This is a genomic window from Pseudomonas sp. TWI628 (assembly GCF_039673865.1).
In the GTDB taxonomy this organism is placed as follows: Bacteria; Pseudomonadota; Gammaproteobacteria; order Pseudomonadales; family Pseudomonadaceae; genus Aquipseudomonas.
Map to the genome: position 1 here is coordinate 1 of NZ_JBDJMM010000037.1, position 20,569 is coordinate 20,569.

The 20,569-nt window shown below is 62.1% G+C and carries 16 protein-coding genes and 1 pseudogene; 8 read left to right on the top strand and 9 right to left on the bottom strand.

The genetic code is table 11. The annotated features are described in order from the left end of the window. Positions 1-86: 86 nt before the first annotated feature. The 3 genes from betA to betI all read right to left on the bottom strand — a co-directional run bounded on the left by betA (position 87) and on the right by betI (position 4,029). Entirely contained in the window at positions 87-1,784 is a 1,698-nt protein-coding gene (gene betA / locus ABE528_RS23995; protein WP_152955577.1) for a choline dehydrogenase, read from the bottom strand. Between the two features lie 78 nt (positions 1,785-1,862). Next, positions 1,863-3,335, bottom strand: coding sequence for a betaine-aldehyde dehydrogenase (betB, locus tag ABE528_RS24000; RefSeq protein ID WP_346654229.1), 1,473 nt, complete (start codon positions 3,333-3,335; stop codon positions 1,863-1,865). Between the two features lie 37 nt (positions 3,336-3,372). Continuing rightward, on the bottom strand, positions 3,373-4,029 hold the full coding sequence (gene betI / locus ABE528_RS24005) for a transcriptional regulator BetI (protein WP_060509844.1): 657 nt from the start codon (positions 4,027-4,029) through the stop codon (positions 3,373-3,375). 535 nt (positions 4,030-4,564) lie between these two features. On the opposite strand from betI, the pseudogene ABE528_RS24010 reads away from it, so the two are divergent. From ABE528_RS24010 to ABE528_RS24025, 4 genes and pseudogenes are all read left to right on the top strand, one after another. After that, a pseudogene (locus tag ABE528_RS24010) lies at positions 4,565-6,081 on the top strand (BCCT family transporter); the annotation flags it as partial. Between the two features lie 238 nt (positions 6,082-6,319). Beyond that, complete coding sequence (locus tag ABE528_RS24015) at positions 6,320-6,511, top strand: hypothetical protein (protein WP_178120042.1); 192 nt, start codon at positions 6,320-6,322, stop codon at positions 6,509-6,511. Positions 6,512-6,634: 123 nt separating this feature from the next. Further along, positions 6,635-9,103 (top strand): DUF6543 domain-containing protein, encoded by a 2,469-nt coding sequence (locus ABE528_RS24020; protein WP_346654230.1) that lies wholly within the window; start codon positions 6,635-6,637, stop codon positions 9,101-9,103. Beyond that, on the top strand, positions 9,104-11,287 hold the full coding sequence (locus ABE528_RS24025) for a hypothetical protein (protein ID WP_346654231.1): 2,184 nt from the start codon (positions 9,104-9,106) through the stop codon (positions 11,285-11,287). 70 nt (positions 11,288-11,357) lie between these two features. Here the strand turns inward: ABE528_RS24025 and ABE528_RS24030 are convergent, their stop codons facing one another. The 5 genes from ABE528_RS24030 to gpmI form a co-directional block, all read right to left on the bottom strand. Further along, positions 11,358-12,761: a trypsin-like peptidase domain-containing protein gene (locus ABE528_RS24030; RefSeq protein ID WP_346654232.1), complete on the bottom strand. Its 1,404-nt coding sequence runs from the start codon at positions 12,759-12,761 to the stop codon at positions 11,358-11,360. Between the two features lie 78 nt (positions 12,762-12,839). Further along, on the bottom strand, positions 12,840-13,607 hold the full coding sequence (locus ABE528_RS24035; protein WP_152955582.1) for a divergent polysaccharide deacetylase family protein: 768 nt from the start codon (positions 13,605-13,607) through the stop codon (positions 12,840-12,842). An 8-nt stretch (positions 13,608-13,615) separates the two neighbouring features. After that, the gene (locus ABE528_RS24040; RefSeq protein ID WP_152955583.1) at positions 13,616-14,950 is read right to left on the bottom strand and encodes a S41 family peptidase; all 1,335 of its coding nucleotides are present in this window, start codon (positions 14,948-14,950) and stop codon (positions 13,616-13,618) included. A gap of 79 nt (positions 14,951-15,029) precedes the next feature. Then, positions 15,030-16,325 carry a murein hydrolase activator EnvC gene (locus ABE528_RS24045; protein ID WP_152955584.1) on the bottom strand — a complete coding sequence of 432 codons (1,296 nt, stop codon included), beginning with the start codon at positions 16,323-16,325 and terminating at the stop codon, positions 15,030-15,032. A gap of 141 nt (positions 16,326-16,466) precedes the next feature. Continuing rightward, positions 16,467-18,002: a 2,3-bisphosphoglycerate-independent phosphoglycerate mutase gene (gpmI, locus tag ABE528_RS24050; protein ID WP_152955585.1), complete on the bottom strand. Its 1,536-nt coding sequence runs from the start codon at positions 18,000-18,002 to the stop codon at positions 16,467-16,469. Positions 18,003-18,207: 205 nt separating this feature from the next. Here gpmI and ABE528_RS24055 point away from each other — a divergent pair, with 205 nt between their 5' ends. The 3 genes from ABE528_RS24055 to secB are packed head-to-tail and all read left to right on the top strand — an operon-like array spanning position 18,208 to position 19,403. Then, the gene (locus tag ABE528_RS24055; protein ID WP_152955586.1) at positions 18,208-18,621 is read left to right on the top strand and encodes a rhodanese-like domain-containing protein; all 414 of its coding nucleotides are present in this window, start codon (positions 18,208-18,210) and stop codon (positions 18,619-18,621) included. 1 nt (position 18,622) lies between these two features. Then, complete coding sequence (grxC, locus tag ABE528_RS24060; RefSeq protein ID WP_003249204.1) at positions 18,623-18,877, top strand: glutaredoxin 3; 255 nt, start codon at positions 18,623-18,625, stop codon at positions 18,875-18,877. Between the two features lie 40 nt (positions 18,878-18,917). Beyond that, positions 18,918-19,403, top strand: coding sequence for a protein-export chaperone SecB (gene secB / locus ABE528_RS24065; RefSeq protein WP_103446040.1), 486 nt, complete (start codon positions 18,918-18,920; stop codon positions 19,401-19,403). 62 nt (positions 19,404-19,465) lie between these two features. On the opposite strand, the gene trmL is transcribed toward secB, so the two are convergent. Beyond that, positions 19,466-19,927, bottom strand: a complete 462-nt coding sequence (gene trmL / locus ABE528_RS24070; RefSeq protein WP_054884254.1) for a tRNA (uridine(34)/cytosine(34)/5-carboxymethylaminomethyluridine(34)-2'-O)-methyltransferase TrmL — start codon at positions 19,925-19,927, stop codon at positions 19,466-19,468. On the opposite strand from trmL, the gene ABE528_RS24075 reads away from it, so the two are divergent. Continuing rightward, positions 19,926-20,363 carry a hypothetical protein gene (locus ABE528_RS24075; protein ID WP_346654233.1) on the top strand — a complete coding sequence of 146 codons (438 nt, stop codon included), beginning with the start codon at positions 19,926-19,928 and terminating at the stop codon, positions 20,361-20,363. The genes trmL and ABE528_RS24075 overlap by 2 nt on opposite strands. Positions 20,364-20,569: the final 206 nt, after the last annotated feature.

Here is a 20,569-nt window from a genome sequence, read left to right on the forward strand (position 1 = left end):
CAAAAGGGCCCGGGGGTGGGTGTTTTTTGCTGTGTTGTGGGGGGGGGCTTTTTGGGGGGTTGGCCGGCTAAGAGGCCAGGGCAGGCTTACGCCTGCTTCACCTCACGCATCGGCTTGCCCTTCACCGGTGCACCGTTGGCCACATAGTACTTGGCGGTGCTGCGCGGCAGCGGCTTGCGGTTGCGGATCTTGTCCGAGATCTTCTCGGCGATCATGATCGTGGTGGCGTTGAGGTTGCCGGTGATGATGATCGGCATGATCGACGCATCGACCACACGCAGGCCCTGCATGCCGTGTACACGGCCTTCACCGTCGACCACTGCCATGTCGTCGGTGCCCATCTTGCACGAGCAGGACGGGTGGAAGGCGGTTTCGGCGTGCTCGCGGATGAACTTGTCCAGTTCCTCGTCGGTCTGCACGTGCTCGCCCGGGCTGATTTCGCGACCGCGGTAAGGGTCCAGCGCCGGCTGGGCCATGATTTCGCGGGTCAGGCGGATGCCGTCACGGAACTCTTGCCAGTCCTGCTCGGTGGCCATGTAGTTGAACAGGATGCTCGGGTGCTGGCGCGGGTCCTTCGACTTGGCCTGGATGCGGCCACGGCTTGGCGAACGCATCGAGCCCATGTGCGCCTGGAAACCGTGTTCCTTCACGCCGTTGGAGCCGTTGTAGTTAATGGCGACCGGCAGGAAGTGGTACTGGATGTTCGGCCACTCGAACTCAGGGCGGGTACGGATGAAGCCACCGGCCTCGAACTGGTTGCTGGCGCCGATACCGGTACCGTTGAACATCCACTCGGCACCGATGGCCGGCTGGTTCCACCACAGCAGCGATGGGTACAGCGACACGGGCTGGGTGCAGGCGTACTGCAGGTACAGCTCAAGGTGGTCCTGCAGGTTTTCGCCGACGCCCGGCAGGTCGTGCACGACCGGGATGTCGAGGCTTTCCAGCAGGGCGCGCGGGCCAACGCCGGAACGCTGCAGCAGCTGCGGCGAAGCAATGGCGCCGGAGCTGACGATCACTTCCTTGCGGGCACGGGCTTCGACGCGCTCTTCGCTGTCGCCGACCAGGTAGGTCACGCCAACAGCACGCTTGCCGTCGAACAGCACGCGGTCAGTCAGGGCATGGGTGACGATGGTCAGGTTCGGGCGCTTCTTGGCCTGGTCCAGGTAGCCACGGGCGGTGCTGGAGCGGCGGCCTTGCTTGGTCACGGTGCGGTCCATCGGACCGAAGCCTTCCTGCTGGTAGCCGTTGAGGTCTTCGGTGCGTGGGTAGCCAGCTTGCACGCCGGCTTCGACCATGGCATGGAACAGCGGGTTGTTACCGGCCTTAGGCGTAGTCACGCTGACCGGGCCTTCGCCGCCGTGGTAGTCGTTGGGGCCGATGTCGCGGGTTTCAGCCTTGCGGAAGTACGGCAGGCAGTCCAGGTAGCTCCAGTCATCCAGGCCTGGCAGCTTCGCCCAGCCGTCGAAGTCCATGGCGTTGCCGCGGATGTAGCACATGCCGTTGATCAGCGACGAGCCACCCAGGCCCTTGCCGCGGCCACACTCCATGCGGCGGCCGTCCATGTGTGGCTCCGGGTCGGTCTCGTAGGCCCAGTTGTAGCGGCGACCCTGCAGCGGGAAGGCCAGGGCGGCCGGCATCTGGGTGCGGAAGTCGAAGCGGTAGTCGGGGCCACCGGCTTCCAGCAGCAGTACGCTGACGCCGGCGTCTTCGGTCAGGCGGGTCGCCAGGGTGTTACCGGCGGAGCCGGCACCGACGATGATGTAATCGAATTCTTGGGACATGAAAGTACCCTCGTGTTGGCGGTGGTCAGGGAGCGGAAACGCCCGTGCGCAGTGGCACGGGCGTGGCGGGACTGGGCCTTAGAAGACCGAGTTGTAGCCGCCCAGCTCGACCTGGACCGACTTGATGCGAGTGTATTGAGCCAGCGAGCTGACGCCGTTCTCACGGCCGACACCCGACTGCTTGTAGCCGCCAACCGGCATTTCGGCTGGCGATTCGCCCCAGGCATTGATCCAGCAGATACCGGCTTCCAGCTGGTGGATGATGCGGTGGGCGCGGGAGATGTCATTGGTGCAGACACCGGCGGCCAGGCCGTAGTCGGTGTCGTTGGCACGGCGGATGACTTCTTCTTCGGTTGCGTAGGTGAGGATGCTCATCACCGGGCCGAAGATCTCTTCCTTGACGATGGTCATGTCGTCGCTGCAGTCGGTGAACACGGTCGGGGCCACGAAGGCACCGTTGGCGAAATCACCGGCAGTCAGGCGCTCGCCGCCGCACAGCACGCGGGCACCTTCTTCCTTGCCTTTGGCGATGTAGCCGAGCACGCTTTCCATGTGCTGGAAGCTGACCAGCGGGCCGAAGTTGGTGTTCTCGTCTTCCGGGTTGCCAACGCGAATGCGGGCAGCGCGCTCGGCGATCTTGGCTTCAAAGGCCGCCTTCATTTCAGCCGGGATGAACACGCGGGTGCCGTTGGTGCAGACCTGGCCGGAGCTGTAGAAGTTGGCCATCATGGCGATGTCGGCGGCCTTGTCCAGGTCGGCGTCGGCGCAGATGATCAGTGGCGACTTGCCGCCCAGCTCCATGGTGACTTCCTTGAGCGACGAGCTCGAGGCGCTGGCCATGACCTTCTTGCCGGTGGTGGTGCCGCCGGTGAAGGAGACTTTCTCGATGCGTGGGTGCTCGGTCAGCCAAGTGCCGACTTCGCGGCCGCTGCCGGTCAGGACGTTGAACACGCCGTTCGGCAGGCCGGCTTCGGTGTAGATCTCGGCCAGTTTCAGGGTGGTCAGCGAAGTGACTTCCGACGGCTTGAAGATCATCGCATTGCCAGCGGCCAGGGCTGGGGCGGATTTCCACAGGGCGATCTGGATCGGGTAGTTCCACGCGCCGATACCGACGGTCACGCCCAGCGGCTCGCGGCGGGTGTAGACGAAGGACGATTCGCGCAGCGGGATCTGCTCGCCTTCGATGGCCGGTACCAGGCCGGCGTAGTATTCCAGCACGTCGGCGCCGGTGACGATGTCGACGTAGCGGGTTTCCGAGTACGACTTGCCGGTGTCCAGGGTTTCCAGCATGGCCAGTTCATCGTTGCGCTCGCGCAGGATGTCGACGGCGCGACGCAGGATGCGCGAACGCTGCATGGCGGTCATCGCGGCCCAGACTTTCTGGCCGCGCTCGGCGCTTTCCACAGCCTTCTCGACATCGGCCTGGGTGGCACGTTGCACGTGGGCGAGGACTTCACCGGTAGCCGGGTTGATGGCTTCGAAGGTGGCATCGCTGCCAGCGTCGACGTAAGCACCATCAATGTAGAGTTTTTGCGTTCCGAAACGGGCCATAGTGTCCTCGCAAGTGCAGTGTGTGGTTGGCTGCGCGTCACGCTCCTGCCGGGTGGGCAAGGGCCGTGCGTGCTTGATCAGCGGCCTGGTCGTTGGTGTCCAGGGTGTGCTGTTTAGCCAGTTGTAGATCCATGTATTCGTATGCAATCCGTATCGCCTGGTCGGTGTCGAATGCATCTCCCGACAGGGCACCCCGCAGCCACAGGCCATCGATCAGGGCCGCCAGGCCGCGGGCGGCCTTGCGCGCATGGTAGAGCGGCAGGGCGCGGCGGAACTGGCAGCACAGGTTGGAATACAGGCGGTGATCATTGATCCGCTGCAACCTGTGCAAATCGGGCTGGTGCATGCTGGAAGCCCAGAAGGCCAACCAGGTTTTCATTGCCGGGCCGTTCACCTGGCTGGCATCGAAGTTGCCCTCGATGATCACTTTCAGGTGGGCGCGCGGGCTGTCGTCCGTCAGGGCCTGGCGACGTGCTCTAACGCCTTCGTTGAGCATGTTCATGATGTAACCCATCGTCGCTGCAATCAGGCCGTTCTTGTCCCGAAAGTAGTGACTGATGATGCCGTTCGACACACCGGCCAAACGGGCAATCAGCGCAATGCTGGCGTCACCCAGTCCGACCTGATCGACCGCCTGCAACGTGGCTTCGATCAACTGCTGGCGGCGGATGGGTTGCATACCGACCTTGGGCATCTTGCTATCTCCTCAGGCCTGCGAGCAGACGACAGGCGGCTGACTCGGCGAAGGCCAGTCTATTTTGTTTTGATTGAACGTTCAATCAATAAAGAATAAGCTCTGCGACAATTTGTGCCATTGACAGCTTTTCAGGCCGTCGAGAAGGCACCGATTGACACCCCAGGAAATCGCGTAACCCCCGGAATACAAGGCGTTGACGGGCATGAGCGATGCGAGATGCAGATTCTGCCGTACGGTCACTGGCCCTGCGACAGGCCCTTGGAGCGGGCGGGGTGATCTGTGACGAATGCGCGCACCTCCGTGGAGGCGTGGCATTTTTCAGCAGGCCACCTGTCTGTTTTTTTGCAACGTATCGATTCGGGATCACGGTTTCCAGGGTGCTTTTATAACACCTGATGCAGTGGCGGAATTCCACCAATTGCTCGGGAAAAGACTGATTAGCCTCCAAAGCCGTACTGCCCGGAGCATTCGTGCAATGAGTTCTGCCTCACTTACCAAGCCCCCCGCCGAGAGGGTCCGGGTCAACCGCGTGGTGTTCTTCACCTCCGCGCTGATGATCCTCGTTCTGACTGCCTTGTTGATCGCTGTACCCGAAGCCGCCGGCCAGGTGCTGGGCGTGGCCCAGAAATGGCTGACGCGCACCTTCGGCTGGTACTACATGCTGGTGATCGGCGGCTACCTGCTGTTCGTCATCTACCTGGCCTTTTCCGACTACGGCAAGCTCAAGCTTGGCGGCAAGGACGACCAGCCTGACTTCAGCTACGGCGCCTGGGCCGGCATGCTGTTCTCCTCCGGTATCGGCATTTCGCTGCTGTACTTCGGCGCGTCCGAGCCGCTGGACCACTACTTCAATCCACCGGAAGGCACCTCTGCCAGCCTCGACGCGGCGCGCCAGGGCCTGCAGCTGACCTTCCTGCACTGGGGCCTGCATGGCTGGGCGATCTACGCCCTGGTCGGCTTGGCCGTGGGTTACTTCGCCTACCGTCACAATCAGCCGTTGGCCCTGCGCTCGGCGTTGTACCCGCTGGTGGGTGAGCGCTGGGTCAAAGGCGCTGCGGGCAATGCCGTGGACATCTTCGGCATGTTCGTCACCCTGTTGGGCCTGGTGACCAACCTGGGCATTGGTTCGATGCAGGTGTCCTCCGGCCTGGAATACCTGTTCGGCATGGACCACAGCAAGACCAACCTGCTGGTGGTGATCCTGGTCATGGCTGGCGTGGCCACCGTGGCGGCGGTATCGGGTGTAGAGAACGGCATTCGTCGCCTGTCCAACCTGAATATCGTGCTGTTCAGCGGCCTGCTGATCTTCGTCCTGCTGGGCGGCGAAACCTTGCACCTGCTCAACGGCTTCGTGCAGAACATCGGTGACTACCTCAACGGCATCGTGCTGAAGACCTTCGACCTCTATGTATACGAAGGCGAAGCCGGCAAGTCCGAGCGCTGGCTGGGCCTGTGGACCGTGTTCTACTGGGCCTGGTGGATCTCCTGGGGCCCGTTCGTCGGCATGTTCATTGCCCGTATCTCCAAGGGCCGCACCGTGCGCCAGCTGGTCAGCGGCGTGCTGCTGATCCCGCTGGGCTTCACCCTGGCCTGGCTGTCGATCTTTGGCAATACCGCGCTGGACCTGGTGATCAACCAGGGCGCCGTGGAGCTGGGCAAGACAGCGCTGGAGCAGCCGTCGATGTCGATCTACCAGCTACTGGAATACTTCCCGGCGGCCAAGATCGTGATCGGTGTGGCGGTGTTCGTCGGCTTCGTGCTGTTCCTCACCCCGGCCGACTCGGGCGCGGTGATGATGGCCAACCTGTCGTGCAAAGGCGGCAAGGTCGACGAAGACGCCCCGCACTGGATGGTGGTGTTCTGGTCGGTGGTCATCACCCTGGTCACCATCGGCCTGCTGTTCGCCGGTAACTTCGAAGCCATGCAGACCATGGTGGTGCTGGCGGGCCTGCCGTTCTCGGTGGTGCTGGTGCTGTTCATGTTCGGCCTGTACAAAGCCATGAAGCAGGACGTGGCGGTCGAGCAGGAGCGCGCCGAACTGGCCGCCCGTGGCCGTCGCGGCTTCACCGAGCGCCTGAGCCAGCTGGACCTGCAGCCGACCCAGGCCGTGGTGCAGCGCTTCATGGACAAGCACGTCAGCCCGGCGCTCAAGGAAGCCGCCGCGCAGTTGCAGACCCTGGGCTTCGAGGTGGAAACCCGTGTTGGCCAGTCGCGCAACATGATGGGCCTGCGGGTGATGATGGACGAGGGCAACCCGTTCGTTTACGAAGTGAGCCTGGACGGCTACATGGCCGCGCCGAGCGAGGCGCCGGTAGAGGGTGAGCCGGAAGTGCGCCAGCGCTTCTACCGTGCCGAGGTGTATCTGCATGATGGCAGCCAGGAGTACGACCTGATGGGCTTTGCGCCGGAGCAGATCGTGCGTGATGTGCTGGATCAGTTCGAAAGCCACCGCCAGTTGCTGGGGCGTGTGTACAGCTGAGGCTGATGCATTGAAGAAAAGGCCTTGCCCGACAGAGCAAGGCCTTTTTTTTTAGCAATATGTAGTGCGGATATCGGGCCTGATTGCCGCAGCCTACCGTTTTTCAAGGCGGAGGTACCCAGCATGACCCGTTCCCAGGTTCCAGTCTTTGATTTCAGGCAAGCCGTTGCCAGGCAGTTCGACGATCGGCCGACCCTGCGCCAGGTCGCCAGTGCACAGCTGCTGCGCGTGTTGCTGGCAGAGTTGCCATGGTTGGCCTACGTTACCCCTGCCCTGACAACGGCTGACCCGCTGACACTGGACAGCCCGGAGCCCTCCGGCAACTATTGGACCACCGGCCCCTTGGTGGACCGGATTCTGCAAGCCTTGCTCGACCCGCAGCCGCTGAGTTTCGAGCCACTGGCAGATGGTCGCCATTTCAACCTCGGGTTGACCGGCGCCTATCTTTTCGCCGGCTCGACGAGTGAGTTCGATACCCGTCAATTGTCAGGCTTGTCATCCGCCCTCAATCAGCTGGTAGAAGAGCTTCCACAACGTTTCTGCGAGGCGCAACTCGAGTATTGGCGGGCCAAGGGCAGCGCCGGAGTCAGTCGCGACGACTGGTTGCAGTTGCTGCTCAGGATCTCTCTGCTGCGCAGCTTGCCCTTGCAAGGGCTGGCTTCTGAGGAGCAAGCGTGTATCCGTGGCGTGCTGCACGGCGGTGACGACCAGCCCCCGGTGTACTTCGTCCAGGCCCGTCTGACCAGTGCGGCCCTGCAGCATGATCCAATGCAATGCCAGATGCTGGTCTGTGGCGAGTGGGATGAGCGCGAGGTCATTCTGTGGTGCGCACCTTCCGGGGCGGTACGCAGCTTCGACTCGTTGAGCGCGTTTGGCCTCGCATTGCGTGACGAACTGGCGCAGGTCTATGCCTTCGAACAGATGAGTTGGCAACGCTATCCAGCCTACGGCAATGTATTTGCCCAGCAGGTTTCGCTTTTGCTCGACTCGCTGCTGCAACGGATTGAGCGAGCTCGCTATCGCGACATCAAGGATCTAGCGGCGCTTGAGCAGCGTTTTAGCGTGCTTAGCGACCCTTCGCCCTGGTTCGAGGTGTATCAGGATGACACCCCTGCAGTGAAGCCACCCCCGGGGTTGCGGGGCAGTGTGGCGCAGGACAGCTTCGCGTGCAGCGCCGCGTTGCTGCAGATTGCGCTTTATCAACTCGACTCGGGTGGCGTCGCTGCGCTGGAGGGCATTCAGTCGCTGAACGATTACGCTCGCCAGAAGCTTGTCGCCCAAATCCGCGCGGATCATGGGGCTGACAGCTCCCCGGACGAACTGATGTTCGACCTCTACCTTGCCCGTGGGGTGCCGGGAGGTGCGGCAACAGGCACTGGCGGCGGCGAACCATTGGTCTTCGCTGGCAGCAAGACGCTCACCGAATTCGCCATCGGTAATCTCGCTTCCCTCAAGGGGGCGAGCATCGAACGCATTTACCTGCGCAGCGGAGGCGAAGTGCCGCCATGGTTGGATGCCAAGGCTGCCAGGGCGCTTGTCAGCAAGGTAGATATCGGAAGCCTTTACCCTGCCTATGTCGCTGCGCAGCTGGACGATCCGGCCAGGCGCGCGGACCGGGTCAAGCGTCTGGGTGGTGAATGGCGTGCGGCTCTGCTCGCCACTGCGATCACTGCCAAGCTGGACGGAAAGATCCGAGAGCCAGGGCTGCAATGCGTGGTCGACTTCTGTGCCGGGCAAGTCGACGCGGACACGCCGCGCATGACGTTGATGCCATTGGCATTCAAGCGCAGCGCAACCTCCGCGCAAACCGACACGGTCCGCTGCATGTACATCCTGTATTGCGCAGAGCCCTCGTTGGCATTGCTTTACCGCCCCTTGTTTGCGCAAGACACGCTTCGTGAATATTCCAGTTTGTCGGCGTTGCTTGAGCATGTGCGCGAGTCGAAGATTCTGCAGGACAGCATTCTCGACTGGATGGAGCCGAGCGTCAGGGCAATCTACGACCATGGAGGTTTCAGCGAACCCCACATCAGTGCCATTGGCATCGATCCTTACGTTCAGCCTGTGCGTGCGCAACCTGCCAAGCTGGCCATCAGCTACTGGCGTAACGACATTGACGAGAAACTGTATGCGGCAAATCGGGACTTGCTGCTCATTCTCGCTGACGAACAGTCTGTATCCAATGCCGAGAGCCGCTGGCAGATCCTGTGCGAAGGCGCATGGCTATTGTTCGATGTCGTGACATTGGCGCTCCGAGGGCCGGTGGCCTCTGTGGCGTGGTTGGTGCAACTGCTGGCTTCCTTGCAGCACGACCTTGAAGCCCTCGAGCGTGGCGATGAGTTCGACCGCGCGGCTGCAACTGCCGACCTGATGCTGAACATGAGCATGGTGTTGTTGCATGCCAGGCAGCCCGCCCAGCAAAGCCCCCGTCCTGAATTGCCCAGCGCGGCAGCAGTCGAAGGGCCTGAGGCACAGCGCGGAGCTTTTGCCGAGATCGCTGTCGCTGCGCAGGAGGTGGCGCCGGCATCTGGCGAAGCGTTGCCTGGCCCCTGGCTTGATCATGCCTACCGAGGCCGGGGTGGCGTCAACTGATTGCCGGAACAACTGAAGAAAAAGCTCATGGCCATGCGTTCAGGTGTATCGCTCAATGGCCTGAAACCGTTGAGCGCCGGCGAAGCGGCGGGCTTGTACCGCATTGACGACAACTATTACGTAGCCTTGGGCGGGTATGTCTACCGTGTCGAGCGAAAGCCCTATGGCGTGCAGGTGGTCGATGCCAAGGGAGCCCCGGGGCCCTGGCTGAGTTTTGACGAAGGCTTCTGGCGAGTTGACGCGTCACTCTGCCTGAAGGCCGGTATGCAGCAGAACGTCGCCCGCGCTCGGCTGGCGACCCGGTTTCGCGAATTGCATAAAAAGGTCAACCAGCTGGACCAGCAGGTCAACCTTGCGCGAGAACAATTCGGCAGGCTGGCCCTGAGTTCGCTGGAGTCGAAGCAAAAGCTGCAAACCCTCAAGGACCTCAGAGCCAAGGCAGCCGAAAAACAATCTTCGTTGCCCGAGGGGGACGAAGCTGCGAGTTTGCAAGTTTTGCTACAGCGCTACGATGAACGCATAACCGAGTTGGAACGAAATGACTCCGAGCAGAGGGACCAGTCGATACAGCAACTGGAAGCTGCCGTCAGCGCTGAAAAGGCAATACTGCCGCTGCTGGCGACCCTCAGTGAGCCCAAATATACCAGCGAACGCCTGAAAGGCGATTGGGATGCGATGCTTACGCAGCACGAGACCACTGTACGGGAGGGGCTTATCCGCAATAACGACTTCATCGTCAATGAGCTTTGGAACCTTGTGGACTATCCCGAACTGGTCGAGATGCAAAAGGCCCTGGATGGGCAGCCAATTGCTGAAGTCGCTCAGTTGTATCAGAAGTTCCGCCTCAAACTGGAAACCGTTGTCGGACTGCAGGAGCGCATCCTGGCAGGGTATGAGCATCTCGATCAGCTACTGGCGGATACCGCAGACGATTTCGCGATTACCGGTTCGTCGGGCGAACCAGTACGCACCGTTGCGCAATTGATTGCCCAGCGCAGCGTCAACACGGTTCAGTTGCGTTTCCACCAGGTATTGAACCTGGCGGACCTTGCGTTGCATTTGGACAGCGTCACGGGGCAAAACCTCCTTTCAGGCTACCGCCAGGACCTGGCTAGCCTGAGCCTGCGTAACGCGGCTGAGGCTCACGGCGAACTGGATTTTGCCAACCTGCCGGCGCAGGACAGGATTGTCATCCTGCAGGAGGCCTGGGATGAATACAGTGCCGCGCTGCTCAACAGCGACCGCATTCGCCAGGAGGGTGGGGCACTGGTCGAGCCGGCCATGATCGATCGATACCGGGAGCATGTCGGCAAGCTCAAACTCGATGCGGGCAGCCGTTTGGTGCAGGCGGCTCGTGAGCAGGATGACGCCAGCGTGCCCAGCAAGCGTACGCCTTACCCGATGTCCAGCGTGCCGCAGCGGCTGGTGCGTAATGCTCAGGGCCAGCTATTGATCGGAACCGAAATCGAATTTCAGGGGCAGCACGTGCTTGAGGTGCGTGAGGCGTTCAGCGATGCGGTGTTGGCCACTTTCGAAAAAGTGGGGGATGAGTGGCGCCAGCGTGAAGATAAGCGACCGTCGTTATCTGACGAAACCCCACCCGGCGATCTGGCCATGTGGGTACAGTCACTGCTGGACGAGAACAATGCCGTGCGGGTGAAAGCCAAGGCATACGTTCAAAACGATATCAAGGGTGCCTTGCTTGCCCAGTTATTCGACCAGCAGCTGCACAAACTGGCTCAGGCAGCCAGCACCGTGCGTGATGTGGGTGGCAACGACACGCTGCTCAGGACCGTGGAGCGAGAGGCAGATGCGCTACGTGCAGAAAAAAAGCTGCAGCTCACTACCCTTTACACGGACACCAGCTATCCCTCCGCCCAAGCCCTGCGTTTTCTTTACGAAGAGGGCCTGATCACGGTCGAATACAGCGAGCGGCGCACCATGCAGGACGGTAGTGCGTTTGACGAGTACCGGGTGCTGCGCCTGCCGAGTAAACGTAATCTTTGGGCTGCGCACTTTCATTTCCCGTCGCCTGACGCCTTTCCCAAGGATTTCATTGCCGGCCACCTGAAGACTTGGAGCCAGCGTCGCATGAGCAGCCGCCTCGCTGCAATTGCGGGGCAACGGCTGCACCGTGGCAAGCTGACGCTGGAGCAAGCCGAGGGCATCATTCCGTTCAATTGAGCTGTTGAGTAACAAGTCGGGAGCAGCGGTACCTGGCACTCATGCCAGGTACCGCAGGCTCGGGCTGCTGTTACGGTACGGCGGCTTGCAGCAGGTCAGTGCGCACTTCGGAACTTTGCCCAATCACATCGATGGCGACGCTGCACAGCTTCAAAGGCAAGGCCGAACCCGGGATGTCGCGGCTCTGTGCGCGCAGCAGGCGATAGCCTGACTGATCATGACAGTCGGTCGTTGCCGGTGCACCACGCTTTACCCGGTAGAACACGACGTCAGGGTCTCGCAGCCAACTGATGCGCACGCCACCGTCGGGCAAATGTTCAGTCATCACCCGGGCCTGGGGGCGGCCGGGTGGCAGCAGATCCACTTTGACGCTCAGGCTGTTGGCCATCAGCGCACGAGAAGGCAGTTGCTCTGGCGACTGTATGCCGATCAGGCACAAGTAGTGAGTGCCGGGCTCTGGGCCGATCGGGTCATCGATCAGGGTCTCGCTGGAAGAAAGGGTGCCGCTGTAGCCAACCGGGTCTTCGCATGCAAGTGCGTCAGTGCTGGTTTTGTAGCGGTAGCGCGGTGTATCGATCAGGAACGGGAAGCCCCAGCGTGCAGGCTCAAGGGAGCCATCAGCCAAGCTTCGGGCTTTGGTCAGTGCCTTGAAGCTGTTGCCCTGCGGCTCGAGTTGAAAACCCGGCAGTAGCTGGCAATCTTCCTTATCGAGGTCCACACGACCTGCACTGAAGCAGCCAAGCAGGCGGTGTACCGGAATTGCACCGACTTCGTTGTCATGCAGGCTGTTGGCAACACTGACCAGGCGATTGCTCCCGGTGGCCACGACCGGGCTCCCGGAGGCGCCCTCATCCAGGCCTTGGCAATCGTTACGCCTGGCATTGCGCCACACCCAGCTTCCGACACTGGATGTGTCATGGCGCCACTCGGTACAGGTGGACAGGCGCAAGCCTTTGCCGATCGAGCTTGGCTCGCCGGCTATCTGGACTGCGCTTCCCTGTAACGGGGATATGCCTGGTTTGAGTGGCGTTATACCTAGAGCCAGCAGTTCCCCCAGCGTGGCGTCGAGCTCGAGAAGCGCGAGGTCGGCACCTTGCAAGCTGTTCCATAGCGTTCGCTTCAGGCGCACGGTGTGGCGCTGGTCTTGTGTATCGACAAAATAATTGAAGCTGATACTGCCGGTAATCGCCTGGTCCACGAGGACCTTGCCATTTATGCCACCGACACAGTGCCCAGCCGTCAGGATGTAGGCCGGCCCATTTGTGCCGAGGGTGGCGTCGCGGCTGTCCAGTAGCGTGCCGATGCAATGCCGGTTGTTCCAGGTCAGCCGGCCAACGCCGGTCCACTGCGAGTTCTGGCCTTGGCTGTTGTACAGGATAAGCGGTGCTGTGGGAGGGGGCGTGGTGTCGCTGGCATTGGCCAAGTGGGCGACCAGTGTGAGGCTCAGCGTGGCGAGGCGTAATGGCTTTTGCATGTCGTACCTCCTTATAGATGGAGGACGAAGGGTGAAGGGATTATGGGCGCGTCTGGCGGTACATAGGTGGGGGCTTCTTCAGCGGTTGGTGTAACGCCCGTTCTTGCCATGCCCCGGCATCGCCAGGTTGCTGCGCAGGGCAATCATCTGCCTGAGCGGGATCAGTTCGATGCCCTGGCTCTTGAGCCGTGGCAGCTCGCGCTCCAGCACTTCCAGGGTCTGTGCATAAGGGTGGCCGATCAGCACCGCCGAGCCCTGCTTGCGCGCCAGGGCAATGCCTTGCTGCAACTGCCCGGTGATTGCTTCGGTAGTACGCACGTCATCGAGAAACACATCCCGCGACACATGGGCCAGCCCCTGGGCTTGGGCCTCGGCGGCCGCGACCGTGGCCGCGCTGGTGCGGCTGTCGACGAAGAACAGGTGCCGACGCTGCAGCTCACCCATCAACCAGGCCATCGGCTCACGCTGGGCGGTCATGCGGCTACCCATGTGGTTGTTGATGCCAGCGGCATACGGCACCTTGGCCAAAGCCGCATCCAGGCGCCGGGCCAGCTCTTCGATCGGGATGCCTGGGTGCCAGGCAAAGGGCCCGGTGGCCGGGTCCATGGGCATGTGCAGGATCACCGTCTTGCCGGCCTTGTGGGCCTGGCGGGCGAAGTCGGTGGCGTGTGGGGTATCGGGCATGATCGCCAGGGTCACCGGCCCGGGCAGGGCGAGTGTTCGGCTGTCGCGATCGGCGCTCTGGCCCAGGTCGTCGATGATGATGCTCAGGTAGGCCTTGCCGGCCGGCGCCGCTTGCGCGACCCCGGCCATCAGGCAGAACAACAGACACAACAGATAACGCATGGGGTGGATCAGTCGCCCTTGGTGATGTTCAGGCCCTTGAGCAGGCTCAGCGCCTGGCTCAGCTGGTAGTCACTGTCCTGCGGGCGCTCCTTGCGCTTGCTGCTGTCGGTCGGGCGGTCGGCACCGCCGTTGCCGTTGCCCAGGTGGCCTTGGAGGTCGGCTTCCTTGAAGGTGTCGTTGTCGCTGGCATCGGCGGTCAGCTTGGCCGGGCGCACTTCGATGTCGGGGACGATGCCCTGGGCCTGGATCGAGCGGCCGTTGGGGGTGTAGTACAGCGCAGTCGTTAGCTTCAGTGCGCGGTCGTTGGCCAGTGGCAGCACGGTCTGTACCGAGCCCTTGCCGAAGCTGTCGGTGCCCATCAACACAGCGCGTTTTTGGTCCTGCAGGGCACCGGCGACGATTTCCGAGGCCGAAGCGCTGCCGCCGTTGATCAGCACTACCATCGGTACGCCTTCACTGGCGTCGGCCGGGTCGGCAGAGAAGCGCAATTCGGAGTTGGCGATGCGGCCCTTGGTGTAGACGATCAGGCCCTTGGTCAGGAAGTGGTCGGCCACTTCCACAGCCGATTGCAGCACGCCGCCGGGGTTGTTGCGCAGGTCGAGGATCACCCCGCGCAGTTTTTTGCCGTTGTCCTTGCGCAGCTTGGCCAGGGCCTTGCCGACTTCATCACCGGTCTTGACCTGGAACTGGGTGATGCGGATGTAGCCATAGCCGCTTTCCAGCAACTGGCTCTTCACGCTCTTGACCTGGATCACCGCGCGGGCAAGGGTCACGTCGAATGGACTGCCGCCGTCGCGCACCAGGGTCAGGGTGATCTTCTCGCCCACCTTGCCACGCATCTTGTCGACCGCTTCGGTCATGGTCTGGCCGCGGGTTGGTGCGCCGTTGATCTTGACGATCAGGTCGCCGGCCTGCACGCCGGCACGCGAGGCTGGGGTGTCGTCGATCGGCGACACCACCTTGATATTGCCGTCTTCCTGGCCCACTTCGATGCCGAGGCCGCCGAATTCGCCGCTGGTGCTCTCCTGCAGCTCCTGGAAGTCTTCAGGGCCGAGGTAGGCCGAGTGGGGGTCAAGGTTGCTGAGCATGCCCTTGATGGCATTTTCCAGCAGGGTCTTGTCGTCCACAGGTTCGACGTAGGCAGCCTTGATACGGTCCATGACCTCGGCAAAGGTGCGCAGCTCTTCCAGCGGCAGTGGCGCCTTGGCGGTCACTTCGGTGGCTGGCACTGCGGCAGTCTTGGCTGGCGATGCTTTCGCCGGCTCCGCGGCGCTGGCCAGGGGCGCACCAATCGCCAGGGCGATGGTCAGGGCCAGCTGGGTGAGGCGAGGCGAGTGCAGCATGTCGAACAAACTCCTGATCCTGTAAGCGCTCCCTGCGGAGCATCGGCGCAGCGCCTGGCGCTACGCCGTATGTAATGTGTCAGCCGCGGCACCACTGCGAAGGGTCGGTAGGCCGGCCCTGCTGGCGGATGGCGAAGTACAAGCCTGCGCTGTCCTGGCCACCGCTGTCGCCAACGGTGGAAATGGCTTCGCCGGCCTTGACGATGTCGCCGGCGCTCTTGAGCAGGCTCTGGTTGTGGCCGTACAGGCTCAGGTAACCATTACCATGGTCGAGAATGACCAGAAGTCCAGCGCCACGCAACCAGTCGGCAAACACCACCCGCCCGCCGTGCACTGCGCGTACCTGGGTGCCGGGGCTGGCGCTGATCATCACGCCGTCCCACTTGGCCCGGGCATCGCTGCCGCGGGCGTCACCGAAGCGTGCCAGCAATCGACCATTGACCGGCCAGGGAAGTTTTCCCCGTGCAGCAGAAAATGCTCCGCCGTAGCTGGCGCCGTCACTGGAAACCAGCGGGCCGAGGGTGGTGCGGGCCTTTTTCGGTGGCTCGGCATCTTCCTTGTCTGCACGGGCGGCCAGGGCTTCCTGCTGGCGGCGTTTCTCGGCTTCCTGCTGGGCAAGCAGGGCTTTCTTGCGCGCTTCTTCGGCTTCGCGGGCCTGGCGGGCCAGGGTTTCCTCGATGGTCTTGAGCACCTTGGCCAGGTCGGCCTGGTCCTGTTGCCGGGCCTGCAGCTTCTGGTCGCCGTCTTTCACGTCGCTGTTGAGCTTGGCCAGGACCTGTTGGCGCTTGCCGCGCTCGGCGTCCAACGCCTGGCGGCGGGTGTCGAGGTCAGCGCGCTGGGCCAGCAACTGTTCCTGCTGACGGGAAATGTCCTGCTCGACGTTGGCCAGCTGGCGCAAGGTTTCATTGAACGCCTTGAGCTGGTCGAGACGCGCCTTGCTCAGGTAGTCGTAATAGGTGAGGGTGCGGGCGAATTTCTCGGGGTTCTGCTGGTTGAGCAGCAGCTTGAGGTATTCCTCGCGGCCGTTGTTCTGGTAGGCCGAACGGGCCTGGATGGCGATCAGTCGCTGTTGTTCAACGCGGGCGCTCTGGAGTTTTTTTTTCTCGGTATCAAGGCGCTCCAGCTCGCCCTCGGTCTTTTTTAGTTCTTGTTGCAGGGCCTCCACCTGCTTCTCCAGGTTGCCGATGTCGGTCTCGGTGGCCTTGAGGTCTTTTTGCACACCGGCTTTTTCTTCCTGGAGCTTGCTCAGCGTCTTCTTGAGCTCGGCAATGTCCTGGCGGGTGGCGTCCAGTTGCTGCTGGGTCTGCGCGCGCTCATCGGCGAAGGCCGGGCTGAGCAGGCAAGACAGGGCTAATAGGATCAGGGCGCGTAGCATGGGGTTTGGCGTACCAGGGATGGAGACTGGCCTAGTATGCCCGTGCGGGCAGGCAAAAAAAACGCCTCGCTGCCGGGGCAGCGGGGCGTTTGTCCGGAATTCATGTGCAAAGGGGCTGCAAGGCGGCCCCGGTACACCGAATCAGGCGTCGACCAGGATCGAAGTACCGGTCATTTCTGCCGGCTTTTCCAGGCCCAGCAGTTTCAACATGGTCGGCGCCACGTCGGCCAGCACACCGCCTTCGCGGACCTGCAGCTTGCGCTTGCCGACATAGATGAACGGCACCGGCTCGCTGGTGTGCGCAGTGTGCGCCTGGCCGGTGCAGGCGTCTTCCATCTGCTCGACGTTGCCGTGGTCGGCGGTGATCAGCGCTTCGCCGTCGACCTTCTCCAACGCCTCGACGATACGCCCGACACAGGTATCCAGGGCTTCGACTGCTTTTACTGCCGCCTCGAACACGCCGGTGTGGCCAACCATGTCGCCGTTGGCGTAGTTGACCACGATCACGTCAAAACGCTGCTGCTCGATGGCCTCGACGATGCGGTCGGTCACTTCAGGCGCGTTCATCTCGGGCTGCAGGTCGTAGGTGGCGACCTTTGGCGACGGGATCAGGATGCGCTCTTCGCCTTCGAACGGCTCTTCGCGGCCACCGGAGAAGAAGAACGTGACGTGTGCATATTTCTCGGTTTCGGCGATGCGCAGCTGAGTCTTGCCGTTTTTCGCCAGGTACTCGCCCAGTACGTTGTTCAGGCTGGACGGGGCGTAGGCGGCCGGCGCGGCGATTTTTGCCGAGTACTGGGTCAGGCCGATGTAGGCCGCCATTTTCGGCAGGCGTGCACGCGGGAATTCGTTGAAGTCCGGCTCGACGAAGGCACGCGACAGCTCGCGGGCGCGGTCAGCGCGGAAGTTCATGAAGATCACGGCGTCGCCGTCTTCGACCTTGACCGCCTCGCCAATGCGCGTGGCCTTGACGAATTCGTCGTTCTCTTCACGGGCGTAGGCCGCTTCCAGGCCTGCCAGCGCGCTGTCGGCGGTGTATTCGGCAACGCTGTCGACGATCAGGTTGTAAGCAGCGCTGACGCGGTCCCAGCGGTTGTCGCGGTCCATCGCGAAGTAGCGGCCGATCAGGCTGGCGATGCGCCCCTTGCCGAGCTTGGCGAAGGTTGCATCGAGCAGCTCGATCGACGATTGGGCGCTGCGTGGCGGGGTGTCACGGCCATCGAGGAAGGCGTGCAGGTAGATTTTTTCGGCACCACGCTGAGCGGCCAGTTCGGCCATGGCGATCAAGTGGTCCTGGTGGCTGTGCACGCCGCCGTCGGACAGCAGGCCGAGGATGTGCACGGCCTTGCCGTTGCCCACTGCCTTGTCCACCGCGCCGGTGAGTACCGGGTTCTGGAAGAATTCACCGTCGCGGATGGCCTTGGTCACCCGGGTGAAGTCCTGGTAGACGACGCGCCCGGCGCCGAGGTTCATGTGGCCGACTTCGGAGTTGCCCATCTGCCCGTCCGGCAGGCCGACATCCATCCCTGATCCGGAAATCAGGCCATGCGGCTGGGTGGCGCGCAGGCGGTCGTAGACCGGTGTGTTGGCGGCATAGATGGCGTTGAATTCGGGGCTTTCGCTGTGGCCGAATCCATCCAGGATTATCAGGACCAGGGGTTTGGGCGTACTCGTCATCAATCAAACTCACGGTTGTTCAAAGATGATAAAGACACGCATTTTAGGGCAAATGCGCCATCAACGGCGAATAATCGTCCTGTCGCCCGACCGGCGCAGGCCACCGGTAACATGAAGCTACCTTTACCGCCAACCCTTCGGGCTTTGGTGGCACTGGGGGGCTGTGTATACTGGCCGGCATTTTCAATCGCCTGGAACACCGCTGATGGTTGCTCACCTGATTCAATTCGCGACAGATCACTACATCCTGGTGGCGATCTTCGTGGTTCTGCTGGTTGCACTGCTCGTCAATGAACTGCGCCGTGGCGGCCAGAGCCTGAGCAACGGCCAGCTGACCGCGCTGGTCAATGCCGACAAGGCGCTGGTCATCGACATTCGCCCGTCCAAGGAATATTCCGCCGGCCACATCGTCGGTGCGCTGAACATCCCGCAGGACAAGATCGCCAACCGCATGACCGAGCTCGAGAAGCACAAAGAGAAGACGCTGATCGTCGTCGATGCGATGGGCCAGCAGTCTGGCGCGGTCTGCGGCGAGCTGCTCAAGGCTGGTTACACTGCCGCCAAACTGAGCGGTGGCGTTTCCAGCTGGAAAGCCGATAACCTGCCCCTGGTGAAGTGATATGAAGCCCGTCATCGTCTATTCCAGCGACTACTGCCCTTACTGCATGCGCGCCAAGTACCTGCTCGAGAGCAAAGGCGTGGCCTTCGAGGAAATCAAGGTTGACGGCAAGCCGCAGGTCCGCGCCGAGATGAGCCAGAAGGCCGGCCGTACTTCGGTGCCGCAGATCTGGATCGGCAGCACCCACGTCGGTGGATGCGATGACCTCTATGCCCTGGAGCGCGCCGGCAAGCTCGACGCGCTGCTGGCAGCCTGATTTGCACTGCATTCAAAAACATTAGGATTAAGGATCTGCCATGACTGACCAACAGACCAACGGCGCTGCTGCAGAAGACAACAGCCCTCAGTTCTCCATGCAGCGCATCTACGTGCGTGACCTGTCGTTCGAAGCCCCGAAAAGCCCGCAGATCTTCCGTCAGACCTGGGAGCCGAGCGTTGCCCTGGACCTGAACACCAAGCAGAAGGCCCTGGAAGGTGACTTCCACGAAGTGGTGCTGACCCTGTCGGTGACCGTCAAGAACGGTGACGAAGTGGCCTTCATCGCTGAAGTTCAGCAGGCTGGCATCTTCCTGATCAAGAACCTCGACGCTTCGTCGATGAGCCACACGCTCGGCGCGTTCTGCCCGAACATCCTGTTCCCGTATGCCCGTGAGACCCTGGACAGCCTGGTGACCCGCGGTTCGTTCCCGGCCCTGATGCTGTCGCCGGTCAACTTCGACGCCCTGTACGCGCAAGAGCTGCAGCGCATGCAGGAAGCTGGCGAAACGCCGACCGTGCAGTAATTCTGCCGGTATCAAAAAAGCGCCTCTCGGGGCGCTTTTTTGTTGCCTGTGCCGGCTACGGATCAGCTCCCGGCAAACCCATTCTGCCGCCAGGCTTCATAGACGGTAACCGCCACGGTATTGGACAGGTTAAGGCTCCTGCACCCCGGCCGCATCGGCAGGCGCAGGCGTTGCTCGGCCGGCAGGCTGTCCAGCACCTCGGCCGGCAGGCCTCGGCTCTCAGGCCCGAACAGGAATGCATCACCGGGCTGATAAGCCACTTCATGGAACGGATGCGAGCCCTTGGTGGTAAAGGCGAACAGCCGCGGATTGCCCAGGCTTTCCAGGCATCCGGCCAGGCTTTCGTGGCGCTTGAGCGTGGCATACTCGTGGTAATCCAGCCCGGCCCGGCGCAGGCGCTTGTCGTCCAGTTCGAAGCTGATCGGCTCGATCAGGTGCAGGGCGCAACCGCTGTTGGCGCAGAGGCGGATGATGTTGCCGGTATTCGGCGGAATTTCTGGTTGAAAAAGGATGACGTGAAACATGCACGGCTCCAAACGTGAAGATGACGAGCATTCTACCCCTGAACCCGACCTGCGTTCGAAGGCCTGGCCGCGCATGCTGCTTTCCCTGGCGCTGTTCGGCATATTGGTGGGCCTGATGATTGGCCGTTTGACTGCCCCTGACGAGCATGTGCTGGAGCAGGTCGAAGTGGTACCGGATGGCCTGGACCTGTGGTTCAACGAAGAACCCAAGCTGCATGGCGAAAACGTCGAGGGTACCGTGGCGCTGCTGTTCGAGGCCGAGGGCAAGGCGCAGCGTGGTCAGTTGGACCTGCAGGGCAAACCGGTTGGCTGGCGATTGCAGAAGAGCGACAAGGGGCTGTTGCTGACGGTGATTGCCGCGCGTCCCCTGCACGGCGAATGGGCCGGTGCAGAGGACGCTGGACGTTGGCGGGTGCAGGTGAAACTGCACGAATAAAAGAGGGGATATCTCGGCCTGCCTGTACCAAGGTCCCCAAAAGGGCTTACAGCGAATTAAAGGGGGGATGGCCCGGCCTGCCTGTACCGAGGTCCCCGAAAGCGGCGTTACTGCGAATAAAAGAGGGGTCACCCGGCCTGCCTGTACCAGGGCCCCCGAAACTGGATATGTATTAGCTATTGCAGGGGGCGTGCCAGTTTTGAAAA